This window comes from Pseudomonas sp. R1-15, from assembly GCF_051132085.1.
Lineage (GTDB): Bacteria > Pseudomonadota > Gammaproteobacteria > Pseudomonadales > Pseudomonadaceae > Aquipseudomonas.
In genome coordinates, this window is sequence record NZ_CP071660.1 from 2,935,463 (window position 1) to 2,958,993 (window position 23,531).

Here is a 23,531-nt window from a genome sequence, read left to right on the forward strand (position 1 = left end):
AGCGGGAGCAAGCTCCCTCGCCACAGCTGCGGCGCTCTCTCAAATGAAGCTTTCATGACAAAAGTTCGGTAGCACATCGCCATTCCCGTCATGCCTGTGTGACGTGTTCGAGGGGACCTCTCAGGTCGTTTGGAGCCGGGGCGCGAAGCCGGGAGTGAGGCGATGGGGACTATGGAACGTTATTCGAAAGTGGGCATGCAGGAGCTGGACCAGCGGCTATCGAAGATCGTCGAGGCGGCGCGCAAGCAGCCGGTCTCGGTGTATCGCTACGGTGCGCCGTGGGTCTGGATCGTTTCCCAGGATGACTGGCAGGGCGCGCTCAAGGAAGTGTCCAGCTACATCCCCCAGGGTCATTCCCTGGTGCTGTTACGGCCACAGATCGACGACCTGCTGGCCGAACACCGCGACGTGCTGCAGGGCCTCAACGCCGATGCCGGCATGCTCATCGCGCCGCAGACGGCCATGCACATCCTGCTGCTGCAATTGCTCTATTCGGTGCCCAGTGAGCAGCAACTCTACGAACAACTCAATTACAACCTGCTGTTCCGCTGGTTCGTCGGCCTGGACCTGAACCAGAAGGTCTGGAGCTTCAACGTGCTGAGCAAGGACCTCGCCACGCTGCTGGGCGATGCGCGGGCCGTGCGGCTTATCCAGAAAATCATCGGTGAAGTGTTCTGTGGCGCCTTGCTGCAAATGCCCGAGTTCTCCTTGAACTTCGCGCTGCTGCATACCTGGCTGGCCCGGCATGCCACGACATCGACCGCAAGCAATTGAGCCGTACTTTGAATTCAGGGGGTGGTGTGGAGCATTTTTTCAAATCGCGGCCGGCGCTGTGGGGCTGGCTGCTGTTGGCGGTCGGGGGGCCGTCGGCATTCGCAGCAGAAGGAGCACCGGAAGCCGAAGCGGCGCCGGCTCGCCTGGTGGACGTCAACGAGTACTTCGTGCGGGGCAACACTGTGCTGGATGCCCGCGCGATCGAGGAAGCGGTGTATCCGTTCCTTGGCCCGCAAAAGACTTTGAACGACATTGAAGGCGCCCGCGAGGCGCTGCAAAAGGTCTATCAGGCTCGCGGTTACCAATCGGTTTTCGTCGAATTGCCGGAGCAGAAAGTCGAAGACGGCATCGTCTACCTGCAAGTCAGCGAGACCAAGATCGGCCGCGTGCGGGTCGTTGGTGCCAAGCACTATTCGCCGGTGGAAATCCGCGAGGATGTGCCGGCGCTCAAGGAAGGCGAAGTACCGGACTTCGCCCAGGTCCAGACCGAGCTGGCGCAGTTGAACAAGACCCCGGGGCGCCAGGTCATGCCGCTGGTACGCGAAGGCCAGCGGCCGGGCACCATGGACGTGGACTTGCAGGTAGAAGACCAGGATCCCTGGCAGGCCAGCCTCGGTCTGAACAACGACTACAGCGCCGACACCGAGAAGCTGCGCACGGTCGCCAGCCTCGGCTACAACAACCTCTGGCAACTGGGTCACAGTATTTCGCTGACCTTCTTCACCGCGCCCCAGGACACCGAAAACGCCAAGGTCTGGTCGGGTTCCTACACCGCGCCACTGAGCGAGCGCTGGAGCGTGCAGTTCTCCGGTTACCAGTCCGACAGCAACGTGGCGACCGTCGGCGGCAGCAACGTGTTGGGCAAGGGCCACTCCTACGGTGTGTCGGCGATCTACAGCCTGCCGTCCAGTGGCGCATGGGCCAACAGCTTTTCGGTCGGAGTGGATTTCAAGGACTTCGACGAAGAACTCAACCTGGGCGGCGCCAGCGACAAGGCACCGCTCAAGTACGCGCCGTTCACCTTCGCCTACAACGGTTTCCGCTACACCGAAACCAGCCAATTGGGCCTCGGCCTGAGCCTGGTGGCAGGCACCCGTAGCCTGCTGGGTTATGGCAGCGACGACGAGGAATTCGACTACAAGCGCTACCGCGCCAGCCCAAGCTTTGCGGTGCTCAAGGGCGACGGCAATTACACCTTCACCTTCGGCAACGACTGGCAGACCGCCTCTAAAGCCGCCTTCCAGCTGGCCTCCGGGCCGCTGGTCTCCAATGAACAGTTCTCCGCCGGCGGTGCCACGTCGGTACGCGGCTACCTGGCCGCCGAGCGCACCGCTGACGACGGCTACCTGTTGTCCCAGGAGCTGCGCACGCCGTCGCTGGCCAGGTTTCTCGGCAGCTATGTCCAGGAGTGGCGCTTCTATGCCTTCGCCGAGGGTGCGCAGCTGTACCTGCGCGACGAACTGCCCGACCAGGATCCCGATTACAGCCTCGCCAGCGTCGGCCTCGGCACCCGCGCGAGCCTGAGCAAATGGCTGTCGGGGAGCCTCGACTGGGGCTTTCCGCTGCTCGACGGGCCGAACACCACGAAACAGGAATCGCGCCTGCACTTCAACCTGCAAGCGACGTTTTGAACCCAGGAGTCATGTCCATGCAACGCTTATTCATTCCGCTGTTGATCTGCCTGGGGCTGCTGCTTCCGGCGACCGCCAACGCCTGGTGGCAGGACGATTGGCACTACCGCAAACAGATTTCGGTGGACACCACGCCGCAAGGCGCGGCCATCGCCCAGGCCTTGGGCCGCACGGCGTTGCTGGTACGCCTGCACACCGGTAACTTCACCTTTGACGGGGTCAAGGAGGATGGTTCGGACCTGCGCTTCGTCAGTGCCGACGACAAGACCGTGCTCAATCACCAGATCGAAAGCTTCGACCCGTTGATGGGCATGGCCCTGATCTGGGTCGATGTGCCAAACGTCGAGGGTGGCCAGCGCCAGGATCTGTGGATGTACTACGGCAACCAGAAAGCCCCGGCCACCGCCAGCGGCCAACTGGCCTTCGATCCGGACTACACCGCGCTGTACCACTTCGATGGCGCCACCGGCATACCACCACGGGACACCACGGCTTACGGCAACAACGCCCAGGGCGCGGCTGGCGTGAGCATCGACGGCGTGATCGGGCGGGCCCTGCAGCTCAACGGCCAGCCACTGTTGCTGCCGGCCAGCCCGTCGCTGCAACACACCGCCGGCGCCGCGTTCACCTTCAGTACCTGGCTGCGCCAGGACCAGGCCAGCGGTGAGCAAATCGTCCTGGCCCGTCGCGAAGCTGCCGCCAGTCTGTTGGTGGGGGTCAACCAAGGGGTGCCGTTCGTAGCGATCAATGATCAGCGTGCGGTCTCGACCCAGCCGCTGAACCCCGGCCAATGGCAGCACCTGGCACTGACCGCCTCGGGTGATCGAGTCGTGCTGTACGTCAACGGCCGCGAAGCCGCGAGCCTGGCGCTGGCAATGCCGGCGTTCAATTCGCCGATCGCCTTGGGGGCAGACGTTACCGCCGGCGCCTACGCGCCGTTCAGCGGGGTCATGGACGAGGCGCGCCTGTCCAAGGTCGCCCGGCCCGCGCCGCTGCTCCTGGCCGATGCCAACGCCCAGGGCGCCGAATCGAAACTGGTGGCCTACGGTGTTGATGAAGAACAGTCCGGCTTCGGTTTCGGCAGCCTCGGTTTCCTGCTCAATGCCGTGCCGCTGGACGCCTGGGTGATCATCGCCGTGCTGGTGCTGATGATGTTCCAGTCGTGGGTCATCATGATCCGCAAGAACCGCATGGTCAGTCGTCTCAGCGCTGCCAACGAAGCGTTCCGCGAGCAGTTCGCCCGGATCGGCACGCGCCTGGAAATGTTCGCCGACGACCAGGAACTTGCCCAGCGCCTGCAACACTCGTCGCTGTGGCGCTTGTACCTGGTGGCGGTCAAGGAGATCCGCACCCGCCGCGATCAGGGCGCCGACACCTCCACCGTCTCGGCCGCCACCATCGAGGCGATCCGCTGCTCCATGGATGGCGTACGCACCCGCGAAAACCAGGCGCTGAGCTCGAAACTCTCGACCCTGTCCAACGCCATCGCCGGCGGCCCGTACATCGGCCTGCTCGGCACCGTGCTGGGGATCATGGTGGTGTTCCTTGGCACGGCCATGGCCGGTGACGTCAACATCAACGCCATCGCCCCGGGCATGGCCGCCGCGTTGCTGGCCACCGCCATGGGCCTGTTCGTCGCGATCCCGGCGCTGTTTGGCTACAACCGCCTGATCACCCGCAACAAGGAAGTCAGCGCCGACATGCGGGTGTTCGTCGACGAGTTCATTACGCGCCTGGCGGAAATGCACGGCGAAGGCCAGTCCGGCGAATCGGCTCATCGCCGTGACCATCACGTCCAATCGTCCGTACCGGCCTGAGGAGCATCGCCATGGCTAGCGTAAATACGTCACACGATGACGACGATGATGCAGCGGTCGACAGCATCAACGTCACGCCGCTGGTGGATGTGCTCATGGTGGTGCTGGTGATGTTCATCCTCACCGCCACGGCGCAGGTCTCGGGCATTCAGATCAACCTGCCCAAGGCCAGCGCCTCGGTGTCGTTGTCGGAGGCCAAGACCAAGGCGATTTCGGTGAATGACGGCGGCCAGGTATTCCTCGATGCCTACCCGGTGACCCTGGCCGAGCTGGAGGAGCGCCTGCGCATCGAGAAAGCGCAGAGCCCGGACTTTCCGGTGATCGTGCGCGGCGACGCCACCGTGCAGTACCAGAAAGTCATCGAAGTGCTGGACCTGTTGCGGCGCCTGGAACTGTCCCAAGTCGGTCTGGTGACCGGCAAACCGAGCCAGGGCTGATCATGACCGCCAGACTTCCCGTCAACCCGCCCCCCGTGAAGCGCTCGCCGCTGCGCCTGCTCAAGTGGGCCGCCGGCCTGGCGCTGGCTGGCCTGGCAGCGTGGCTGCTGTGGCAATGGGCCAACGACATGAGCGGCGTGCGCCGTGAAGCACCGAAGGTGCCGACGATTATCCCGCTGCCGCCACCACCGCCGCCGCCCCCGGAAAAACCCAAGGAGCCGGAACCCAAGGTCGAGGAAAAAGTGCCCGAGCCCGAGCCGACCCCGGAACCCGAAGCGGTCAAGCCTGAGGAAGAAGCGCCGCCGTCGCCGGTGGATGACCTGGCCAATCCGATGCAGATGGACGGTGACGCCCAGGCCGGCAACGACGCTTTCAACATTGGCGCGGGCAAGGGTGGCGGCATGGCCGGGGCAGGGGGCGGACGCCTCGGTAACGGCACCTACAGCCAGTTTCTGGCGTTCACCTTCCAGCGCTTGCTGCGGGAGAACCCGGACTTGCGCAGCCTGGCGTTTTCGCTGCAGGCCGACGTCTGGCTCAGCGCGGTGGGGGAGATCACCCGCGTCGAGCTGGTCAAGTCCAGCGGCAACCCGCAGGTGGATGAGCAAGTGATCGCCGCCCTGCGTGCCGCGCCGCATCTGAGTGAACGGCCTCCGGCCTCCCTGACCTTGCCCGTGCGCCTGTCCTTGCAGGGACGGCGTCCGGGTTAACCCGAATTCTTCAAAGTTTGCCAACAGGAGTTGTGTGCAGATGATTGCCAATGTGAATCGATTGTCGTGGGCGGTCGGCCTGGTTGTCTTGAGCCTGGCCGGGCATGCGTCGGCAGCCCCGGCGCCTTCGGAAAATGCCACGATCAATCTGATCCGCCTGCTGGTGCAGCAGGGCGTACTGAAGCAGGACCAGGCCGATGGCCTGATCGCCCAGGCCGAGCGCGAAGCCGTGCAGGCCCGTCAGGCTGCCACTGCCGTTGCCGCCGCACCCGCCGGCGCGCCCGGGGATGTGCGGGTGCAGTACGTGCCGAACATCGTGCGTGAGCAGATCCGCGACCAGGTCAAGGCCGAAGTCATGGCCACGGCCAAACAGGAAAACTGGGCCCAGCCCAACACCTTTCCGGATTGGGTCTCGCGCATCAGTTTTGATGGCGATATCCGTCTGCGGGACGAGTCGCGCTACTACTCGGGCACCAACAGCAACCAGATCGTCGACTTCGCTCGCCTCAACGACCGCGGCCCCTACGACGTCAACCCCAACAGCAGCTCGAACCTGCCGCCCTTGCTCAATACCCGCGAGGACCGTGAAAACCTCTTCCGCCTGCGGGCGCGCCTGGGCATGAAGGCGGTGATCGCGCCCGAGTGGACCGCGGGCATCCGTATCGGCACCGGCTCGGACAACAATCCGGTTTCCACCACTCAGACCCTGGGTGGCGGCTTCGGCAAGAAAGACATCTGGCTCGACCAGGGTTACCTGACCTGGAAGCCCTCGGATGAGTTGACCCTGACCGGCGGGCGTATCGCCAACCCGTTCTACTCCACTGACCTGCTGTATTCCGGCGACCTGAACTTCGATGGCGTGGCGGCGATTTTCAACCGCAAGCTCAGCCAGGACTTCGGCCTGTTCGGCACCGTCGGCGCGTTCCCGGTGGAGTACACCAACGACACCAGCACCAGCAACGGCACGGACAAGGAAGAGAGCGACAACAAGTGGCTGTACGGCGCGCAACTGGGCGCCAACTGGGCAATCAACGACGGCAACCGCGTCAAGGGTGCGCTGGCCTATTACCGCTTCGACGACATCGAAGGCCAGCGCTCGTCGCCGTGCGAGCCCTGGGCCGGTGACCCGGGTTGCGACAGCGACGGCTCGCGCGTGGCGTTCATGCAGAAGGGCAACACGGTGTTCCTGCTGCGCGACATCACGCCCAACCCGCTCAACCCGTCCGCCACGCCCCAGCCGCAATACGTCGGCCTGGCCTCGGAGTTCAACCTGCTGGACCTGAACCTGGCGTGGGACACCGATCTGCCGGAAGACCTGAAGCTGCGCAGCCAGGCGCATTACGTGCACAACCTCGGTTATGACGAAGGTGAGATGCGCAAACGTTCGGAAGGGCAGTTCGCCAACAACCTCGATGAGAACGGCGAGGTGGAAAGCGGCGCCAACGCCTGGATGCTGCAGTTCACCCTGGGTAACTCCCTGGAGCTCAAGCGCCAGGGCGACTGGAACATGTTCGCCGGCTACAAGTACATCCAGCCGGACGCTTTGCCGGACGGCTTCAACGATTCCTCGTTCCACCTGGGCGGCACCAACGCCAAGGGCTATTTCCTGGGCGGCAACTACGGCCTGGCGAGCAACGTCTTCGCCACCGGGCGCTGGCTGAGTTCCGAAGCGGTGTACGGCGCGCCGTACGACATCGATGTCTTGCAGCTTGAAATCAACACGCGCTTCTAAGCGCCGGGAGGCCTCATGAAAAGGCGAGCCATCAACCCTTGTCCTGCCGCGTTGCTGCTGGGCCTGCTGCTCAGTCCGTTATTGATCGGCAGCGCCTACGGCGAAGGCCTGGAAGAACGCCTGCGCACGCAACTGCGCAGCACCACCGCCCAGTTGCAGACGTTGCAGAGCGAACAGGCCCAGGCCAGTGTCGCCCGCCAGGCGGCGGAAAACCGCGCCAAGGAAGCCGAGGCGCAGGTCAAGCGGCTGACCGCCGAGCTGGCCAAGGCGCAAGGCCTGGCCGAACAACTGGCCGGGCGCCAGGAAAGCCTGCAAAGCCAGGCCCAGGCACAGGCCGCGGCCAGCCATGAGCAGATCGGCAAGTTCAAGAAGGCCTACGACGAGCTACTGGTAATGGCCCGGGGCAAGGAAACCGAACGGGCCCGTCTCGAAGCCCGGTTGCAGGAACGTGACACACAAGTGCAGCAATGTTCGGTCAAGAATCAGCAAATGTACGACGTCGCCAAGGAACTGCTGCACGCCTACGAAACCATCGACGTGACCGAGGTCATGAAGATCCGCCAGCCGTTCGCCGGCAAGGCCCGGGTACGTTTCGAAGAGTTGGCCCAGGGTTTTGGCGATGATCTCTACAAGAACCGTTTCGATGCGCCCCAGGCCTCGATCACCCATTGATAGCGCAAGGAAGAACCAACATGACTTCATTGATTGAACACGTCACGCCCGCGTCCCTCACCGAGGTGTTGCAAGCCGCCGGTTATCGGGTCAACGAAACCGAGCAGAACGGTATCGTGCAACTGCTCAGCGCCAGCCAAGGCATCGGTTATGCCGTGCGCTTCGGCAATCCGACACCGACGCCGGGCCAATACCTGGACTTCACCTTCAGCTGTGCCTTGCGCGTACAGGGTGAATTGCCGGCCGGGCTGGCGGAGCTGTGGAACGCCTCGCGACGCTTTGCCCGGTTGTCGGTGCAGGGCGAATTCCTGGTGATGGAAATGGACGTGGTGGTGGCGGCCGGCGTCAGCGCCGAGCACCTGCGCAGCAACCTGGAACTGTGGGACCGGTTGCTTCAGGAATTCATCGTCTACCTGCGCGAGTTCAGCCAGAACGCCGCCCGCCTGCACACCGGCGCCGAGCCTGCTGAGGCCGCGCCGGAGGAGGCCGCCGCACTGTGAAAAAGCCAACGTTTGTCATCAGCGCTGCGGCGCTGGGCCTGGTTGCCGTGGCTGTTGTCCTCGGCTTGCGTCCCGGCAACGATCCGGTGGCAGCGGTGCAATCGGTCAGCGTGGCGACAAGCGAGTCGCCAAGCCTGGCGCGGTTGGGTAGCCAGCAGGTCAGTCCGGAAGAACTCAAGGCGCTGCTAGCGGCGCTTGCCCCCGAGGTTCGCCAGCAGATGCGCGGCAACCGCGCCGCACTGGAGGGCTGGATCCGCGCAAGACTGGCAGAAAAAGCCGTGCTCGAGCAGGCCGATGCCCAAGGCTGGCGTCAGCGCCCGGAGGTGGAGCGCCAGATGCGCGCTGCGACCGAGCAGATTGTCTTTCGGGATTATCTGCAGTCGGTCAGCCAGGTGCCGGCCGGGTATCCCAGCGAGGATGAGCTGAAACAGGCCTACGAAGCGGGAAAAGCCAACTGGACCGCACCTGCGCTGTACCGGGTGAGCCAGATTTTCCTCGCCGCGACCGAGCCACAGACCGTCGAGGCGGTGCGCCGCCAAGCCGCGGAATTGAGCAAGAAGGCCCAGGCCGCGCCGGCTGAATTCGCCGCGCTGGCCAGCCGTTATTCCCAGGACCGCGCCAGTGCCGAGCGCGGTGGCGACAGTGGCTTCCAACCGTTGCAGCAACTGGTGCCGACGGTGCGCGAGGCAGTGGTGCGGTTGAAGGTGGGCACGGTATCGGACCCGGTGCAGAGCGCTGCGGGCTTTCACGTGATCAAGCTCACCGAGCAGCAACCGGCGCGGGAAGCGACCCTGGATGAAGTCCGCGAGCGCCTGACCCAGGCGTTGCGTGCCCAGCGCCAGGAGCAGATCGCCAAGGCCTACCTGGACGGCATGCTCGACACCGCGACGTTGAGCATTGATGGCGCGCAGTTGAGCAAGGTGCTGGAGGAGGTTCGGTAGCTGGTTTATCGGGACTGCTGCGCAGTCCAGCGGGAGCAAGCTCCCTCGCCACGCTTAATCGGTTTTTAAATGACAGGGAGTCACTCATGTCTTTCATAGAGCCCGCAGGACGCCAGGCTGTCACCGCATACCGCGCGCCCTTGCGCGCACCCGAGCCCTGGTTGGCCTTGGCCGCCAGCATCGAGCCCCAGGTGGCGCAGTGTTTTCTGGTCAGCGCCCGTTGCGGCTGTTTCATGCAGGCGTCCCGCAGCCTGAACGTCAAGGCCACCTGGCTGCGCAAGCAGTTGGCCCAACTGGAAGCTCGCTTGCAGCGATCACTGTTCAGCTTCCAGGGCAGCACCCTGGCGCTTACCCGCGAAGGACGGCAATTGCAGGCGCGCTTGCTCGCTCTGGGCGAGGATGATCCGCCAGCGCTGGCCGACCAACCGTTGATTCGCCTTGCAGTGGCCGAGTCGATCCTGCACGACATTCTGGGTCGTGACCTGATTTCATTGCTGCGCCGCAACGCCAGCGTGCGCTTGCAAATCATCACGCTGGACAGCGAACTGGCGCTGCAGGCGGTCAGTGCCGACCTGGTGCTGTGGCTGAGTGACGGGCAGGAATCAACGCCGGCGCCGAGCGGTGCGACACAGCCGCCGGAGCAGCTGGCGCGGCTGGACTATCTGCCGCACATCGCCAAGCGTTATTCCCGCCCGGCCAGCCGTCCGCGCCGGTTGGAAGAGCTGGACGACTACATGTTGGTGCAATGGCAGGCCGACAGCCAGGTGGGCAGTTTCACGCCGTGGAATACCCTCGTCGAGCAACGCCGCGCCGGCGTGGTGCAGGTGCAATCCTATGAGCTGATGCTGGAAATGATCCGCTGCTGCGCCTGCATTGGCCTGTTGCCGCAGTACATGAGCCATTTCGATCGCGGCCTGGTCGCCTTGCCGGGGTTGTTGGAGCAGCCGATGCAGCGGCACCTGTGGATGGCGGCGAGCACCGAGGCCCGGCCAATGCCGCAGGTGCAGATGCTCATCGAACTGATCCGCCACACGCTGGATGAGCGCAGGGAATGGTTCCGGGCTTGATCCACTTGGATTCGCGCCAAAGCAGCTTCAAGCCGTGATCGGCAATTCGATGAGATTGGGACGGCCCGAGCGAATACCATCCTCGACCGCCCCGGCGCTTTCGCTGATATCGGTATGTCAGCTAAAACTGGCGATACGACTTGCCTGCCCTATGGCGTAATGCGATAAACCGTTTTTCGGTTCTGTTTCGTTACATATTTTCTTCATCAGGCCGACATCGTTTGATAGCCAAGAGCGCAATCGTCAATGCCTGATCGTAAAGCCAGCCTTCTTTTTGCCGCCGCCGCCGCGACTGCCGTCATGGCCGTCACCGCGGCGGTGGGGCCGATCACGTTGTTCTGGACCAATGAGACGCGCCTGGAGCGCAACGTGGTCGAGTCGCAGATCGACCGAATCCGTAACGTCCAGGGGTTGCTGGTCGACGCGGAGACCGGCGAGCGTGGCTACGCCTTGACGGCAAAGGACGACTTTCTACAGCCGTACTATGTCGCCGTGTCTCACTTGCCTCCTGCCATCAAGAGCCTGCGAATTGCCTATCAAGGGGATCCGGCCGAAGAGATTGCGCGTGTCGAAGCATTCATCCGGCACGCCGAGCTGAAGATGGTCCACCTGGACAGGGTCGTGAAGCTGGTCAGCCATAGCGGCAATGATGCGGCAGAGGCCGAGATCGCCGCGGGTGGCGGCAAGGAACTGATGGACACCGTGCGCGCCTTGACTGCGGAGCTCATTGCTGACGAAACAGAGGAGCTTGTGGCGCTCGAACGCCGGCTTTTGAGCAACATTCGTTGGGCGGTCGCGATTTCAATCCTCAGTTTCATCGTTACCCTGGGTTTGGGGCGTTTCATCTACCTGTCCATGCGCAGCAGCGTCCGCCGTCAATCGGAGTCTGCCGTGGCGGCCAACCTGGCCAGCGATCAACTGAGCCTGAGCCTGGCGCGTTTGAAACGCCGAAATGGCGAGATTGGGCTTCTCGCGGAAATGGCCAGGCTGATGCAGACGGAGTTGTCCCAGAAGGAAACGCTTCAGTTGGCCAGTACTTACTGCCAAAAGTTGATACCTGCAAGCGAGGGGGAGTTCTTCCTCTATCGCAACTCGGCTGATGTCCTGCAACACGCCGCAGCGTGGGGACAGGCCGACGAAAAGGGCATCGATGCGATACTCAGCCCCAAGGATTGCTGGGCAATCAGGCGGGGACGCTGGCATTTGTCGGTGCACAACCACGATCTTCGCTGCCCTCATTACCCAGCAGCGTCTGGCACTGACCCAGTGACTGATTGCTGTCTTCCGTTGATGGCTTACGGTGAAATCCTCGGCCTGTTGCATATCCGTCAAGTCGGCTTGCGCGACCTGTCCGAGGAGGGTCTGCAGATCGCTGAAGCCGTAGCGGAACAAACGGCGCTGGCGTTGGCGAATGGCCGCATGCGCCAGGTGTTGGAAACCCAGTCCATAAAGGACCCGCTGACCGGGCTGTACAACCGCCGCTTCATGGACGAGACGCTCAACCGCGAGCTGGTGCGCGCCGAGCGCAACGGGGCGTGCCTGAGTGTCGTGATGATCGACCTCGATAACTTCAAGCAGTTGAATGACTCTTACGGCCATTCGGCAGGCGACGCCGTGCTGCGTGCGGCTTCCGCCTTGATCGTGCAATCGCTGAGATCCTCCGACATTGCCTGCCGATTTGGCGGGGAGGAGCTGATTATCATCCTTCCGGACTGTCCGCCCGAAGGTGCTGTGGCCCGAGCCGAATCCATACGGGTCTCTCTGGAAGAGATGAGTCTGGTTGATCACGGCCAGACGCTCACTGCGACTGCTTCTTTCGGAGTGTCCTCCACACAAACCTGCGGGGCCAATCAGAATGCACTGTTGAAAGCCGCTGACTCGGCGCTTTACGCGGCCAAGCGTTCTGGAAAGAACCGGGTTGAATCCTGGCCCTTGTCAAAAAGGTGAGCCGCAAAGCTAGCGCCAGCGTCGATGCTTATAGCTCGTAGGTGGCGCGGATAGCTTCCACGGCCCGCTCACCGATCACGACGCAGGGCGCCATCGTGTTGCCGCTCGTGACATGGGGCAGGATGGACGCATCGGCAATGCGCAGGCCCTGGACTCCGTAGACGCGTAATTGACCGTCCACCACGGACATCGCGTCCCGGCCCATCTTTGCCGTACCGCACTGGTGCCAATAGGTCACTGCAGCGTTGCGAGCATAGTGTTCCAACGCTTGGGTGTGCAGTTTTCCAGGCAGGCTTTCGCCCTTTACCAAGCCCTTGAACGGCGTCTGGGTGCCCAGCTCCTGGACGAAACGAATGTTTTCCAGGGCGTTGCGCCGATCGGTCGGGTGCGACAGGGTGTTGGGTTGAATGATCGGGGCATCGCTCACGTCCGGGCCGCTGAGCGTGATCCGCCCGCGACTTTGCGGGTGGGCAAGGCCAGCGAACATCGTCCAGCCATGGGCGGGAACACCGAGTGCGGCGGTCTCTGCGCTGGGCACTGGAAATTCAACCTGGCAGTGGAACATGTCCGGAAGATGCAAGGCGCTTTCGCTGCTCCAGTAGAGCGTCGCCTCCGAGCCGCCGTAACCCACCGGTTGTGGCCTCGCGTATTCGAAGATAACCGCAAAGGACACGTGATCCTGATGGTTGGCGCCGACGCCGGGCAGGTGCTGGACGAGCGCAATGCCATGGCGCTGCAATTCATCCTCCGGCCCCACGCCAGATTGCATCAGGACCTTGGGCGTATTGACCGCGCCCAGGGAAAGAATGACTTCGTGATCGGCGTAGAAACACTCGGCTTGGCCATTGCTGATGGTCTGCACGCCGATGGCGCGTTGCTCGCTGAAGAGCACCCGGCTGACAAGCGTATCGGTCAAGACGGTGAGGTTGGGCTGGCCACAGCGTGGAGCGACGTAGGCGCGGTAGATCGAATGACGCCGGCCATTCTTGACGATGAGATCGTTCAAGGCCGCACCTCCGCGGCCCTCCATCATGGCGCCGTTGGGGTTTTCAAAGGTGGGGATACCCATTGCGGCAGCTGCACTGAGCATGGCGTTGGCAATCGGTTGCGCGTCCTGGACAGGCGCAACATGAACCGGCCCGCCGCTGCCGCGACGCAGCGGATCGGCGATGCCACGATAGTCTTCCACGCGTTGATAGATCTTCAGGACCGAGGCGTAGCCCCAAGCAGGATCGCCGCTGTCGACGGCGAAGTCTTCCCAGTCGTTCTTGTGGCCTCGGGCCCACAGCATGACATTGACGCTGGACCCGCCGCCCAACCCGCGTCCCATGTTCAAGGGCATCTTCCTGTCGTTGAGGTGAGGGTTGGCTGCACCCACGAAGTTCCAATCGCGCTCGCTGCCCAGGTTCAACGGCCAATGCTGCGGTTCCAGCACATGTGGATGCTCATCGCCACCGCCGGCCTCGATGAGCAATACCTGGACCTCGGGATTCTCGGCCAGCCGTCCGGCAACGACGGAGCCGGCAGTCCCCGCCCCGCAGACAATAAAGTCGTAATGGTGCTTCTTCAGGGCGGGATTCACGGGCATGAGCGGGCTTCCTTTGCAGGGTTCCTGTTATCGAGTTCAGCGCAGCAGCGGCCTGAGTTACTGGCTCTTCTGTACGGCCTGGATGATGACTTTTGCGACGTCTGCCGGGCGTGATTGCTGTGGCACGTGGCTGGCTTCGATTTCGCTGACCTTGGCACCGATCTTCTTGGCGAAAGCCCTTTGCAGATCCGGCTGGATCATCCGGTCTTCCTTGGCCACGATGTACCAGCTTGGCTTGCCTTTCCAGGCAGCGGCGCTGGTCTTGTCATCGAAGGCCGAGGCGCGGATCGGCCCTTGCGTCGCGGCCATTACCGCGGTTTGTGCTGGGGGAAGGTCCTGGGCAAAACCGCGAGCCATGCCCTCGGTGGTCATGTAGAGGAAGCCGTTCTTGTCGGCGGCGATGTCTTTCACGCCGGATGGAGCCGGGTATTCCTTGCCCAGGTCCTTGACGGCTTGACCGGCATCCGGAGCAAACGCGGCGACGTACACCAGGCTGCGGACTTTCTTGTCGGTGCCGGCCTCGCTGATGACGGTGCCGCCCCAGGAATGGCCGACCAACACGACGTTGCTCTCCTGGTTGTTCAGTACACGCTGCGTGGCGGCGACATCGTCAGCCAGCGAAGTCAGCGGGTTTTGTACGACAGTGACCTTGATGCCTTCCGCCTGCAGCAGCGGGACGACCTTGCCCCAGTCGGAGCCGTCGGCGAAAGCGCCATGGACGATCACGACTGAAGGCTGTTGCGGCGCGGCATGGACGGCGCCGCCGAACAATGAACCGGTCATGGCGAGTGTGAGGGCAAGGGCCTTGGGTTTGAACATGATGCGATCTCCTGTTTGGGGTGAGCGCAGTTTCGGCGATACTCGGCGGCCCGGGTATCGGTCGTTTATCCGAGGCCATCAACATTCAATCGGATACGCGGAGGAAACGAGATGACGACAGCTGACTGTATCGCAGTGGAAGACGCCATCCTGGCGTTGTCCATGGTCGGCGACCTGAGCATGGGCCAGCCGTTCGATCAGTCGCGTCGCACCGCCCGCTTGGTGCAGATGCTCGCGCAGACTTGCAACGGTGCTGGCGAGCACACCGAGACCGGACGCCAGGTGGCCTTGCTGCGCTGGTCAGGCTGCACCGCCAATGCCGAGGGCTTCACCCGGCTGCTGGGCGATGACGTCGAGGGCCGCAACGCAATGCTGACGCATACCCTCAGCGAGGCGGGGCAGCGGGCGATGCGCCGGTCGACGCCGCTGGCCCAGATTCATTGCGAAGTGTCCGGTGATATCGCTCACACATTGGGTTTGAAGACCGAAGTCGAACAGGGTCTGCGTCATGTGTTCGAGCAATACGACGGTGAGGGAAGGCCATCCGGCCTGCGACATCCGCAGGTGCCAGAGGTGGTTTATCAAGTGTTGCTGGCGGGGGACCTGGAGATTCTGTCCCGTACGCATGGGCTGGAGAGCGCATTGCAATGGATTGCCAGCAAGCGCGATCGCCGTTATCCGGCAGCGCTTGCCGCTGAAATGCTGCAAAACGCCGAAGATTGGCTGGATCAACTGCGCACGCCGCAGTCAGTTGATCCGCAGGTAGCCACGGCACAGGTGCCGTTGAGCCTGGTTGCTGATGTGATCGATCTAAAGCTGCCGTGGCTGGCGGGGTACTCGCGACGTGCCTCGGAGCTGGTTCGGGAGGCCGCCAGGCTTTCCGGGCTGTCGGCGCCGGCCATTGACCATCTCGGCCAGGCGGCGCTGATCCATGGCATCGGCCGCGCGGCGGTGCCCAATCGCCTCTGGAACACTCCGGGAGCCTTGCTCGACGGGGATCTTGAGCAAGTGCGGCTGGTGCCTTACTGGACATCGCGAGCCTGTGGCCAGATACCCGCCCTGGCGGTGCCGGGTCAGCTGGCGGCGCATGCCTATGAGCGCCTGGATGGCAGCGGTTACTTCCGCAGCCTGGGCGGCGACACATTGCAAACCGAACATCGTTTGCTCGCCGCGGCCCTGGCTTGGCAGGCGATGCTCAGCGAGCGGCCGTGGCGGCCGGCCTTGAGTCACAACGAAGCGAGTTGCCTGTTGATGGCCGAGGCGGATCAGGGACGGTTCGATCATCGGGCCTGCCAGGCGGTAATGGCGGCGTCACGCGGGGAGACCACGATGACAGCCTGCAAGCCGGGCGGTGGACTGCTCTCCGAGCGTGAAACCGAGATTCTTCGGCGCATCAGTACCGGGGGAAGCAACAAGGAGGTGGCGCGCCAGCTGGGTATCAGCCCGAGCACGGTGCGCACCCATGTCGAAAGCGTGTTCCGCAAGCTTCAATGCACCACCCGGGCGGCGGCGACGCTGAAGGCCCTGACGCTGGGTTTGATTTGAAGCCGGCAGTGACTTAGCGTCCGCCCGTTCTTTCGAGCAACCGGCTTCTGAGCGGCAAATCGCTGGTGCGGTTGGCCGAGGCTTTGCCGATTGCATTGCACATGGCCCGGACGACGGGTACGTAGCTCACCTGGCTGGGCTGGCAGGCCTGGAGCACACCCGTGGGGTTGATCAGGTGTACCGCGATGTGCCCTGGCAACCATGAGACGAGTGGCCAGCGGGGCCGCTGCGCGAGGGTCGGGCACAGATCAGCGGCCGTCGCGCCAAATTCAGCAGAGGCCACGAACGCGACGCCCATCAGGCACGCGCCTTCCAGCTGAGCGCGCAGGCGGCCGGGGTTTTCTACAGCGCCCAGGTCCGCGACAAACACCGTGTCATGCACAATCAGGCGACCCTCGTCGCTCAGCTCGACATCGAGTATCGCGGCCATGTAGCTCTGCGCATCGTAGTGGGCGGCGATGCCCTGCGTTCGGCGACCTCCTGAAGGCTTGCCCCAATGGCTTTTCGCGGCCGCTTCGGTGATGACGTTACGCATTCGCTGGGCGTCGAACCCCGAGCATTGCCCAGCGCCGTGGTTCAGTGTCGAGGCCGAATCGATCAGCGAAAGCAGGTAGTCACGTTGATCGCACCTGCACGTAGGGTCCTGTGCGACCATGAGCCGGTGTTCAGCGCCCAGGCGAAGCAACAGGTCTCTGCGGCTCAGAATGCCGTCTGGCGTCATCGGCCAGATGAAGTGGTCAAGTGCACTGTCGTGCCCGTCAGGGTGGTTCATTGCGTGTCTCCTTCCGGCTGATGACAAGAGCTCCAGCAAAAAAACAACGGCGGATTCAAATCCTTGCTCAAGCCAGGCTCGCTCCCACAGGTTGGCGCTGGCGCCGCAGGAACAATCCTGGCGTTACTTTAGGCGGGACGATCTGACGTCAGGGTGACGGGAGGCTGACAGGAACATGTCAGGCGATAGAAGGGGGCGCCCTGCGCCGGGCGCCCCATCCGGTTATCTCAATAAACCTGAGGAACGACGATTTCTGGCGGCGTCGGACTGCGGAAGTAGTCTTCCTGCCTGACGCGTTCCGGTAGTTCGATCACCGGGAGCTCGACTTCTTCATAGGGCATCTGGCCGAGCAGGTGGTGGATACAGTTGAGTCGCGCTTTTTTCTTGTCGTCGGCTTGCACCACCCACCATGGCGCCTCGGCGATATGGGTGCGTTCAAGCATGATCTCCTTGGCCTTTGTATACGCCTCCCAGCGCCGCCGGGACTCCAGGTCCATGGGGCTGAGTTTCCATTGCTTGAGCGGGTCGTGGATACGGCTGAGGAAGCGCAGGTGCTGTTCCTGGTCGGAAATGGAGAACCAGTACTTGATCAGCTGGATGCCTGAGCGGGCCAGCATGCGCTCGAACTCGGGCACGGTCCGGAAGAACTCTTCGTACTGATCGTCGTTGCAAAAACCCATGACTTGCTCGACGCCTGCGCGGTTGTACCAGCTGCGATCGAACAGGACGATTTCACCGGCCGCCGGCAAGTGTGAAACGTAGCGCTGGAAATACCATTGGGTGCGTTCGCGGTCGTTCGGGGCGGGCAGGGCGGCCACCCGGCAGACCCGAGGGTTGAGCCGCTGAGTGATACGTTTGATGACTCCGCCTTTGCCGGCCGCGTCGCGCCCTTCGAAGAGGATCACCACCTTGTGGCCCGTCTTGACCACCCAGCTTTGCAGCTTTACCAGTTCGCCTTGCAGGCGGAACAGTTCGCTGAAATAGATTCTCCGAGCTTCCTTTTCTGATCCTTCTGGAGCCTGTCCATCGAACAGGGCATCCAGGTCGTGTCCGTCTTCGGCCAGCTCCAACTCCAGTTCTTCATCGCTGTGATCGAGCAGTTCCCGGTGGATGCGCTGTATCAAGGTGTCGTCTGTCGAGGACATGGTTGTGGGCTCGCGTCGTAGGAGATGGCGAAGTGTTAGTCGCAATTTGTTACGAGGCGATTACAACCGCCGCCATGGTGTTGGCGATATCTGACGGACATAAGTGCACTTTGCCACCGCGTATTCATAAAACCGTAACAAGAATGTTGCAGAGTTCCCCGGCCCGTCATCACAAGGAATTTCTTTTAATGAAAAGTTTGATGAAGTCTGCTGCGCTCGCCGTTACGGTTTCTCTTTGTGCCACCTCGGCGTCCTTCGCTGCAGAGAATGTCCGTCTGACGGGGTCTGGGGCGAGTTTTCCAGCTCCGATCTACCTGACCTGGTTCAAGGATTTCAGCAAGAAATCCGACGGTGTCACCGTGGATTACCAATCCAAGGGCAGCGGTGCGGGCGTACAGGACTTCCTGAACAAGACCGTTGATTTCGCCGCCAGTGACTCGGCGATGAAAGAAGAAGACATCGCCAAGGTTGCCGAAGGCGTGCAGTTGTTGCCGATGACCGCCGGTGAAATCGTGCTGGCCTACAACCTGCCGGGCAATCCCAAGGGCCTCAAGCTGCCACGCGATGTGTACTCGAACATCTTCCTGGGCAAGATCACCAAATGGAACGATCCGCAGATCGTTGCCGCCAACCCGGACCTGAAACTCACCGATACGCCGATCACCGTCGTTGTACGTGCGGACTCCAGCGGTACCACCGCGGTGTTCACCAAGCACCTGGCAACCATCAACCCGGAGTTCAAGACGGCACTGGGCGAGGGCAACACCGTTAACTGGCCGGCCAGTGACAAGTTCATCAAGTCGCCGAAAAACGACGGTGTGACCGCTACCGTGCGTCAGACCCCGGGCGCGATTGGCTATATCGAATACGGCTTCGCCAAGCTCGCCAAGGTCGACTTCGCCCAACTGCAGAACAAGGCCGGCAAGTATGTCGTGCCGAACGCGGAGAGCGGTGCAGAGGCCCTGGCGGCGGTGAAGATGCCGGAAAACCTGGTGGCCTGGCTGCCGGATCCGGACGGCGCCAAGTCCTACCCGATCACGTCCTACACCTGGATGATCTTCCGCAAGGACAACGGCAACCCGGCCAAGGCCAAGGCCATGCGTGAAATGGTCGAATACAGCCTGACCGAAGGGCAGAAGATCGCCGATTCGATGGGTTACATCCCATTGCCGGCGTCGGTCGTCGAGCAGGTTCGCAAGGCATCCGCCAACATTCAGTAACACCGTGAGGTCTCTCTCGGTGTGTGCCTCCGCGCCACGCCGGGAGAGTTTTCCCCCTGTTCCGGACTTAGCCCATGAACAAACCTTTTGTCGTACCGGTTAATCCGGACTCTGCCTGCCAGCCACCCTCGACGAAGGATTTCCTGGTTGATCGCACTTTCCGTGCGCTAGCGCGCATCGGCGTGGTGCTGATTCTGGCGCTGGTATTTGCGCTGGTGTTCGAGGTGGGCCGCAAGGCAATTCCCGGCATGGAAAAACACGGTTTCGACGTGCTCCTGGGCAGCGTCTGGGACGTCAACCAGGGCAAATACGGCATCCTGCCGGCTATCTGGGGCACGCTCTACAGCGCCTTGATCGCGCTATTGATCGCCGGATTTTTCGGCGTCAGCATGGCAATTTTCCTGACCCAGGATTTCCTGCCGCCCAAGCTCGCCGCGATTTTCCGCACCATCGTTGAACTGCTCGCGGCCATCCCCAGCGTGGTCTATGGCCTGTGGGGGATCTACGTGGTTATCCCGGCGATCCGGCCGCTGACAACCTGGCTGAACAGCGAACTCGGCTGGATACCCTTTTTCGGCACGTCCCTCAGCGGGCCCGGGCTGCTGCCGGCGGCGCTGGTGCTTGCGATCATGATTCTGCCAACCATCGCCGCCGTTTCGCAGGATGCGCTCACCGGCGTCCCGATGAAAACCAAGCAGGCCGCCTACGGCATGGGGACGACTCACTGGGAAGCGATTCTCAAGGTGATGGTGCCTTCTGCCGCCACCGGCATCTTCGGCTCCCTGGTGCTGGGCCTCGGGCGCGCCCTGGGCGAGACGATGGCGCTGGCCATGCTGGTCGGCAACGCCAACAACATTTCCCTCTCGCTGTTTGCTCCGGCCAACACGCTTGCAGCCCTGCTGGCGTTGAACTTCCCCGAGGCCGGGCCGAACGAGATCGAGGTGTTGATGTATGCCGCCCTGGTATTGATGTTGATTACGCTGATCGTGAACATTTTTGGTTCGATGATCATGATGTATGCCCAACGGGGTAATAAGTGATGACAGACCTCACTGCCGCAACAGACTTGACCGCGCCAGCGGGCGCGATGCCCAGCCTGCAGCGCAAGTTCGAAGGCCGCGCGTTGCGCAGCCTGATCCTGACCACCCTGGTCTGGACCGGCGCGCTGCTCGCCAGCGTGCCGCTGATTTCCGTGCTTTACATGCTGATCACCCGTGGTGGCGCGCGCCTGAACCTGGAAGTCTTTACCGAACTGCCACCGACCGGCTTCGAGATGGGTGGCGGCTTCGGCAACGCCATGGCCGGTACCTTCGTGATGGTCGGTATCGCGGCAGCCATCGCGGTGCCGATCGGCATTATGGCCGCCGTCTTCCTGGCTGAGCTGGGGCCGGACAGCAAGTTGGGGAACGCCGCGCGGTTTGCGGCGAAGATGCTCACCGGCCTGCCGTCGATCCTGGCCGGGGTATTTGCCTACGCCCTGGTGGTGATGACCACCGGTACTTATTCGGCGCCGGCGGGCGGCGTGGCACTGGCCGTGCTGATGCTGCCGATCGTCGTGCTGACGGCGGAAGAGTCGATGCGCATGGTGCCCAAGATCATGAAGGATGCTGCCTATGGCATGGGCTGCACCCGCTCGCAGGTGATCTGGAAAATCGTCTTGCCGACCGGCATGCCGGCCATCCTCACCGGCGTCATGCTGGCCGTGGCACGTGCCGCGGGCGAGACCGCGCCGCTGCTGTTTACCGCGCTGTTCAGCAACTACTGGATTTACCACCAGGGCAATCTCGAGGTCATGAACCCGACGGCCTCGCTGGCGGTGCTGATCTACAACTTCTCCGGGATGCCTTTCGACAACCAGCTCGAGCTCGCATGGGCGGCCTCACTGGTGCTGGTGATGATCGTGCTGTTCGTGAACATCATCAGCCGTATTTTCGGCAAGCCCAAGTATTAAGAACGGGAGCATCTGATCTTGAACGTATCCACTGCGCAAATAGCCGCTCCGTTTGTCACCCAGGCACCTGTAGTCATGGACTGCAAACTGGACAAGATTTTTTATGGCAACTTCATGGCGGTCCGTGACAGCCATGTGCCGATCGAGAAAAACAAGATCACCGGGTTCATCGGTCCTTCCGGCTGTGGCAAGAGCACCGTGTTGCGCAGCCTCAACCGGATGAACGACCTGGTGAAAGGGTTCCGTTTCGAAGGCCACGTGCATTTCCTCGGACAGGACGTCTACGGCAAGGGTGTTGACCCGGTGGTCGTGCGCCGTTACATCGGCATGGTATTCCAGCAGCCGAACCCGTTTTCGATGAGCATTTTCGACAACGTCGCGTTTGGCCTGCGCCTCAACCGCTACAAGGGCGACATCGGTGACCGGGTCAAGCATGCGCTGCAAGGCGCCGCGCTGTGGGACGAAGTCAAGGACAAGCTCAAGGTCAGCGGCCTGTCGCTCTCCGGCGGCCAGCAACAGCGCCTGTGCATTGCCCGCGCCATCGCCACCGAGCCGGAAGTGCTGCTGTTGGATGAACCGTGTTCGGCACTCGACCCGATCGCTACCCGGCGGGTCGAGGAGCTGATGGTCGAGTTGAAGAAGGACTACACCATCGCCCTGGTGACCCACAACATGCAGCAGGCCATCCGCGTGGCTGACACCACGGCGTTTTTCTCGGTGGATATTTCCCAGGGCACGCGCACCGGTTATCTGGTCGAGATGGGCCCGACGACGCAGATTTTCGACAACCCGCGTGAACAGATGACCGGCGATTACATCAGCGGCAAGTTCAGCTAAGCCACACATCAGGTCAAGGCCGCATCCCTGCAGAAGCCAAATGGATTTGGCGGGCATCCGGTAGACATTTACCAAGCGTTTTCCAAGGAGCACCAATGCCTGCTACGCATCGCCTTGATTTGCCAGCGATTGAACGCGCACTACGGGAAGTGCAGGACCGCTTCGCCCAGCTCAGCCGGCACTTCACCGAGCCGCGTGACCCGTTAACCGATGAAGTGCTGCAGAATGTGCTTGAAGGTTATGCGTTGGTTGACGAATATGTTGCCCGCGGCGTCGACCTGTTCGATCTGCAGCAACTGAACCTGATGCTGGAGATCAACGCCACGGTGCTGTGTGGCCGGGATCCGGGGCGCCGGTTGGAATACGCCCATCACCTGGCAGCGACCGAGGCGCATTTCTTCAACAATGTTGAAGGAGGCATCAAGGATTTGTACAACTGGTATTGTGCCTATCGCAGCGAGTCGGTGTGGAAGCGCGCGGCGGGCGTCTATGTACGGATTCTCAGCAAGCCACAGTTGTTCATCGAAGGTAACAACCGCAGTGGGTCGCTTATTGTCAGCTATCTGCTGATGCGCGCGGGCTTGCCGCCGTTTGTGCTGACACTGGAAAATGCCGAAGGCTATTTCAACCCATCCTCGGTGATACGAAACTCTGCCAAGCATGGCGTCAAGGCGTTGTACGAATTGCCCAAGATCAAGAAAAAATACGCAGCGTTTTTAGAAGAACAGGCACCCGATCCAATGAAGTTTTTTCTCAAAGGCGAGTCTTTGCCGCTTTCCCAAGGTGGCCACTGATGGACGTCAAATGCAGAACATTCAGCGGCCGGGTAGGGCAGGCCATCCGCGGCGCATTGCCGACGCAGCTGTTCAAGCGCCAGCGCATACGGATTTCGTTTGATATCGATGACACGCTCGCCTGCCAACTCCACCACTGCGAAGTCGAGCAAAGCCGGCTGCCGACCTGCATTCACCGTTGGCTGGGTGAGCCGCTGCGCCGGGGCACCCGCTCGCTGATCCGGGAATTGCGTCGCCAGGATTGCAGCATCTGGGTCTACACCTCGTCCGGCCGCACGCCGTCCTATATCCGCCGTTGGCTGCTGCTGTACGGCATCCGCGTCGACGGTGTGGTCAACAGCGTCCTGCACAACCGTGCCCTGACGGTGCATGGGCTGGAGAACTCACCCTCCAAGTACCCGCCGGCGTTCGATATCGACTTGCATGTCGATGACTCCGAAGGCGTGCAGCTCGAAGGCGATGACCATGGCTTTCGCGTCGTCGTGGTGCATCCGGAGGACGAGGGCTGGGCGCAGAAGGTGCTGGAGGCGGTCGCTGTTGTCCAGGCGCAGCTTGAGTGGCAGCAGATGTTCAGGCCCAAAGGAGCCGCGCAGCAACGTGCGGAAGCTTCTTTGTCTTGATGCGATGCCCGCATT

General features: G+C 62.3%; 22 protein-coding genes. 18 read left to right on the forward strand and 4 right to left on the reverse strand.

Annotated elements, in window-relative coordinates; genetic code table 11:
- The first annotated feature begins 171 nt into the window (after positions 1 to 171).
- The 11 genes from J3P97_RS13210 to J3P97_RS13260 all read left to right on the forward strand — a co-directional run bounded on the left by J3P97_RS13210 (position 172) and on the right by J3P97_RS13260 (position 12,225).
- Positions 172 to 774, forward strand: coding sequence for a transposase (locus J3P97_RS13210; protein ID WP_370871120.1), 603 nt, complete (start codon positions 172 to 174; stop codon positions 772 to 774).
- Between the two features lie 26 nt (positions 775 to 800).
- Positions 801 to 2,405, forward strand: a complete 1,605-nt coding sequence (locus J3P97_RS13215) for a ShlB/FhaC/HecB family hemolysin secretion/activation protein (RefSeq protein WP_434568443.1) — start codon at positions 801 to 803, stop codon at positions 2,403 to 2,405.
- Between the two features lie 17 nt (positions 2,406 to 2,422).
- Positions 2,423 to 4,222, forward strand: coding sequence for a DUF2341 domain-containing protein (locus J3P97_RS13220; protein ID WP_434674421.1), 1,800 nt, complete (start codon positions 2,423 to 2,425; stop codon positions 4,220 to 4,222).
- Positions 4,223 to 4,233: 11 nt separating this feature from the next.
- Entirely contained in the window at positions 4,234 to 4,659 is a 426-nt protein-coding gene (locus tag J3P97_RS13225) for an ExbD/TolR family protein (RefSeq protein WP_434568441.1), read from the forward strand.
- A gap of 2 nt (positions 4,660 to 4,661) precedes the next feature.
- Complete coding sequence (locus tag J3P97_RS13230) at positions 4,662 to 5,366, forward strand: TonB family protein (RefSeq protein ID WP_434568440.1); 705 nt, start codon at positions 4,662 to 4,664, stop codon at positions 5,364 to 5,366.
- 40 nt (positions 5,367 to 5,406) lie between these two features.
- Complete coding sequence (locus tag J3P97_RS13235) at positions 5,407 to 7,098, forward strand: putative porin (protein ID WP_434674422.1); 1,692 nt, start codon at positions 5,407 to 5,409, stop codon at positions 7,096 to 7,098.
- Between the two features lie 15 nt (positions 7,099 to 7,113).
- On the forward strand, positions 7,114 to 7,770 hold the full coding sequence (locus J3P97_RS13240) for a DNA repair protein (protein ID WP_434674423.1): 657 nt from the start codon (positions 7,114 to 7,116) through the stop codon (positions 7,768 to 7,770).
- Between the two features lie 20 nt (positions 7,771 to 7,790).
- Positions 7,791 to 8,270, forward strand: a complete 480-nt coding sequence (locus J3P97_RS13245; protein WP_434568437.1) for a YbjN domain-containing protein — start codon at positions 7,791 to 7,793, stop codon at positions 8,268 to 8,270.
- Positions 8,267 to 9,211, forward strand: a complete 945-nt coding sequence (locus J3P97_RS13250; RefSeq protein ID WP_434674424.1) for a peptidylprolyl isomerase — start codon at positions 8,267 to 8,269, stop codon at positions 9,209 to 9,211. The genes J3P97_RS13245 and J3P97_RS13250 overlap by 4 nt, the downstream gene beginning before the upstream one ends.
- An 86-nt stretch (positions 9,212 to 9,297) precedes the next feature.
- On the forward strand, positions 9,298 to 10,278 hold the full coding sequence (locus J3P97_RS13255; RefSeq protein WP_434674425.1) for a LysR substrate-binding domain-containing protein: 981 nt from the start codon (positions 9,298 to 9,300) through the stop codon (positions 10,276 to 10,278).
- Between the two features lie 246 nt (positions 10,279 to 10,524).
- Entirely contained in the window at positions 10,525 to 12,225 is a 1,701-nt protein-coding gene (locus J3P97_RS13260; protein WP_434674426.1) for a diguanylate cyclase, read from the forward strand.
- A 28-nt stretch (positions 12,226 to 12,253) separates the two neighbouring features.
- On the opposite strand, the gene J3P97_RS13265 is transcribed toward J3P97_RS13260, so the two are convergent.
- Positions 12,254 to 13,813 (reverse strand): GMC family oxidoreductase, encoded by a 1,560-nt coding sequence (locus J3P97_RS13265; protein ID WP_434674427.1) that lies wholly within the window; start codon positions 13,811 to 13,813, stop codon positions 12,254 to 12,256.
- A gap of 57 nt (positions 13,814 to 13,870) precedes the next feature.
- Positions 13,871 to 14,632: an alpha/beta hydrolase gene (locus J3P97_RS13270; RefSeq protein ID WP_434674428.1), complete on the reverse strand. Its 762-nt coding sequence runs from the start codon at positions 14,630 to 14,632 to the stop codon at positions 13,871 to 13,873.
- Positions 14,633 to 14,743: 111 nt separating this feature from the next.
- Here J3P97_RS13270 and J3P97_RS13275 point away from each other — a divergent pair, with 111 nt between their 5' ends.
- Positions 14,744 to 16,177 carry an HD domain-containing phosphohydrolase gene (locus tag J3P97_RS13275; protein ID WP_434674429.1) on the forward strand — a complete coding sequence of 478 codons (1,434 nt, stop codon included), beginning with the start codon at positions 14,744 to 14,746 and terminating at the stop codon, positions 16,175 to 16,177.
- A gap of 13 nt (positions 16,178 to 16,190) precedes the next feature.
- On the opposite strand, the gene J3P97_RS13280 is transcribed toward J3P97_RS13275, so the two are convergent.
- Together J3P97_RS13280 and ppk2 are read right to left on the reverse strand one after the other, a co-directional pair.
- Positions 16,191 to 16,949, reverse strand: coding sequence for a hypothetical protein (locus J3P97_RS13280; protein WP_434674430.1), 759 nt, complete (start codon positions 16,947 to 16,949; stop codon positions 16,191 to 16,193).
- A 227-nt stretch (positions 16,950 to 17,176) separates the two neighbouring features.
- Entirely contained in the window at positions 17,177 to 18,094 is a 918-nt protein-coding gene (gene ppk2 / locus J3P97_RS13285) for a polyphosphate kinase 2 (RefSeq protein WP_434600769.1), read from the reverse strand.
- A 188-nt stretch (positions 18,095 to 18,282) separates the two neighbouring features.
- On the opposite strand from ppk2, the gene pstS reads away from it, so the two are divergent.
- From pstS to J3P97_RS13315, 6 genes are all read left to right on the forward strand, one after another.
- Positions 18,283 to 19,314, forward strand: a complete 1,032-nt coding sequence (gene pstS / locus J3P97_RS13290) for a phosphate ABC transporter substrate-binding protein PstS (protein ID WP_434674431.1) — start codon at positions 18,283 to 18,285, stop codon at positions 19,312 to 19,314.
- Between the two features lie 74 nt (positions 19,315 to 19,388).
- Positions 19,389 to 20,354 carry a phosphate ABC transporter permease subunit PstC gene (pstC, locus tag J3P97_RS13295; RefSeq protein ID WP_305501066.1) on the forward strand — a complete coding sequence of 322 codons (966 nt, stop codon included), beginning with the start codon at positions 19,389 to 19,391 and terminating at the stop codon, positions 20,352 to 20,354.
- Positions 20,354 to 21,265 (forward strand): phosphate ABC transporter permease PstA, encoded by a 912-nt coding sequence (gene pstA, locus J3P97_RS13300; protein ID WP_434600771.1) that lies wholly within the window; start codon positions 20,354 to 20,356, stop codon positions 21,263 to 21,265. The genes pstC and pstA overlap by 1 nt, the downstream gene beginning before the upstream one ends.
- A gap of 75 nt (positions 21,266 to 21,340) precedes the next feature.
- Positions 21,341 to 22,102 carry a phosphate ABC transporter ATP-binding protein PstB gene (gene pstB, locus J3P97_RS13305; protein ID WP_025214260.1) on the forward strand — a complete coding sequence of 254 codons (762 nt, stop codon included), beginning with the start codon at positions 21,341 to 21,343 and terminating at the stop codon, positions 22,100 to 22,102.
- Between the two features lie 95 nt (positions 22,103 to 22,197).
- Complete coding sequence (locus J3P97_RS13310; RefSeq protein ID WP_434674432.1) at positions 22,198 to 22,896, forward strand: hypothetical protein; 699 nt, start codon at positions 22,198 to 22,200, stop codon at positions 22,894 to 22,896.
- Positions 22,896 to 23,516, forward strand: coding sequence for a hypothetical protein (locus tag J3P97_RS13315; protein WP_434674433.1), 621 nt, complete (start codon positions 22,896 to 22,898; stop codon positions 23,514 to 23,516). The genes J3P97_RS13310 and J3P97_RS13315 overlap by 1 nt, the downstream gene beginning before the upstream one ends.
- Positions 23,517 to 23,531: the final 15 nt, after the last annotated feature.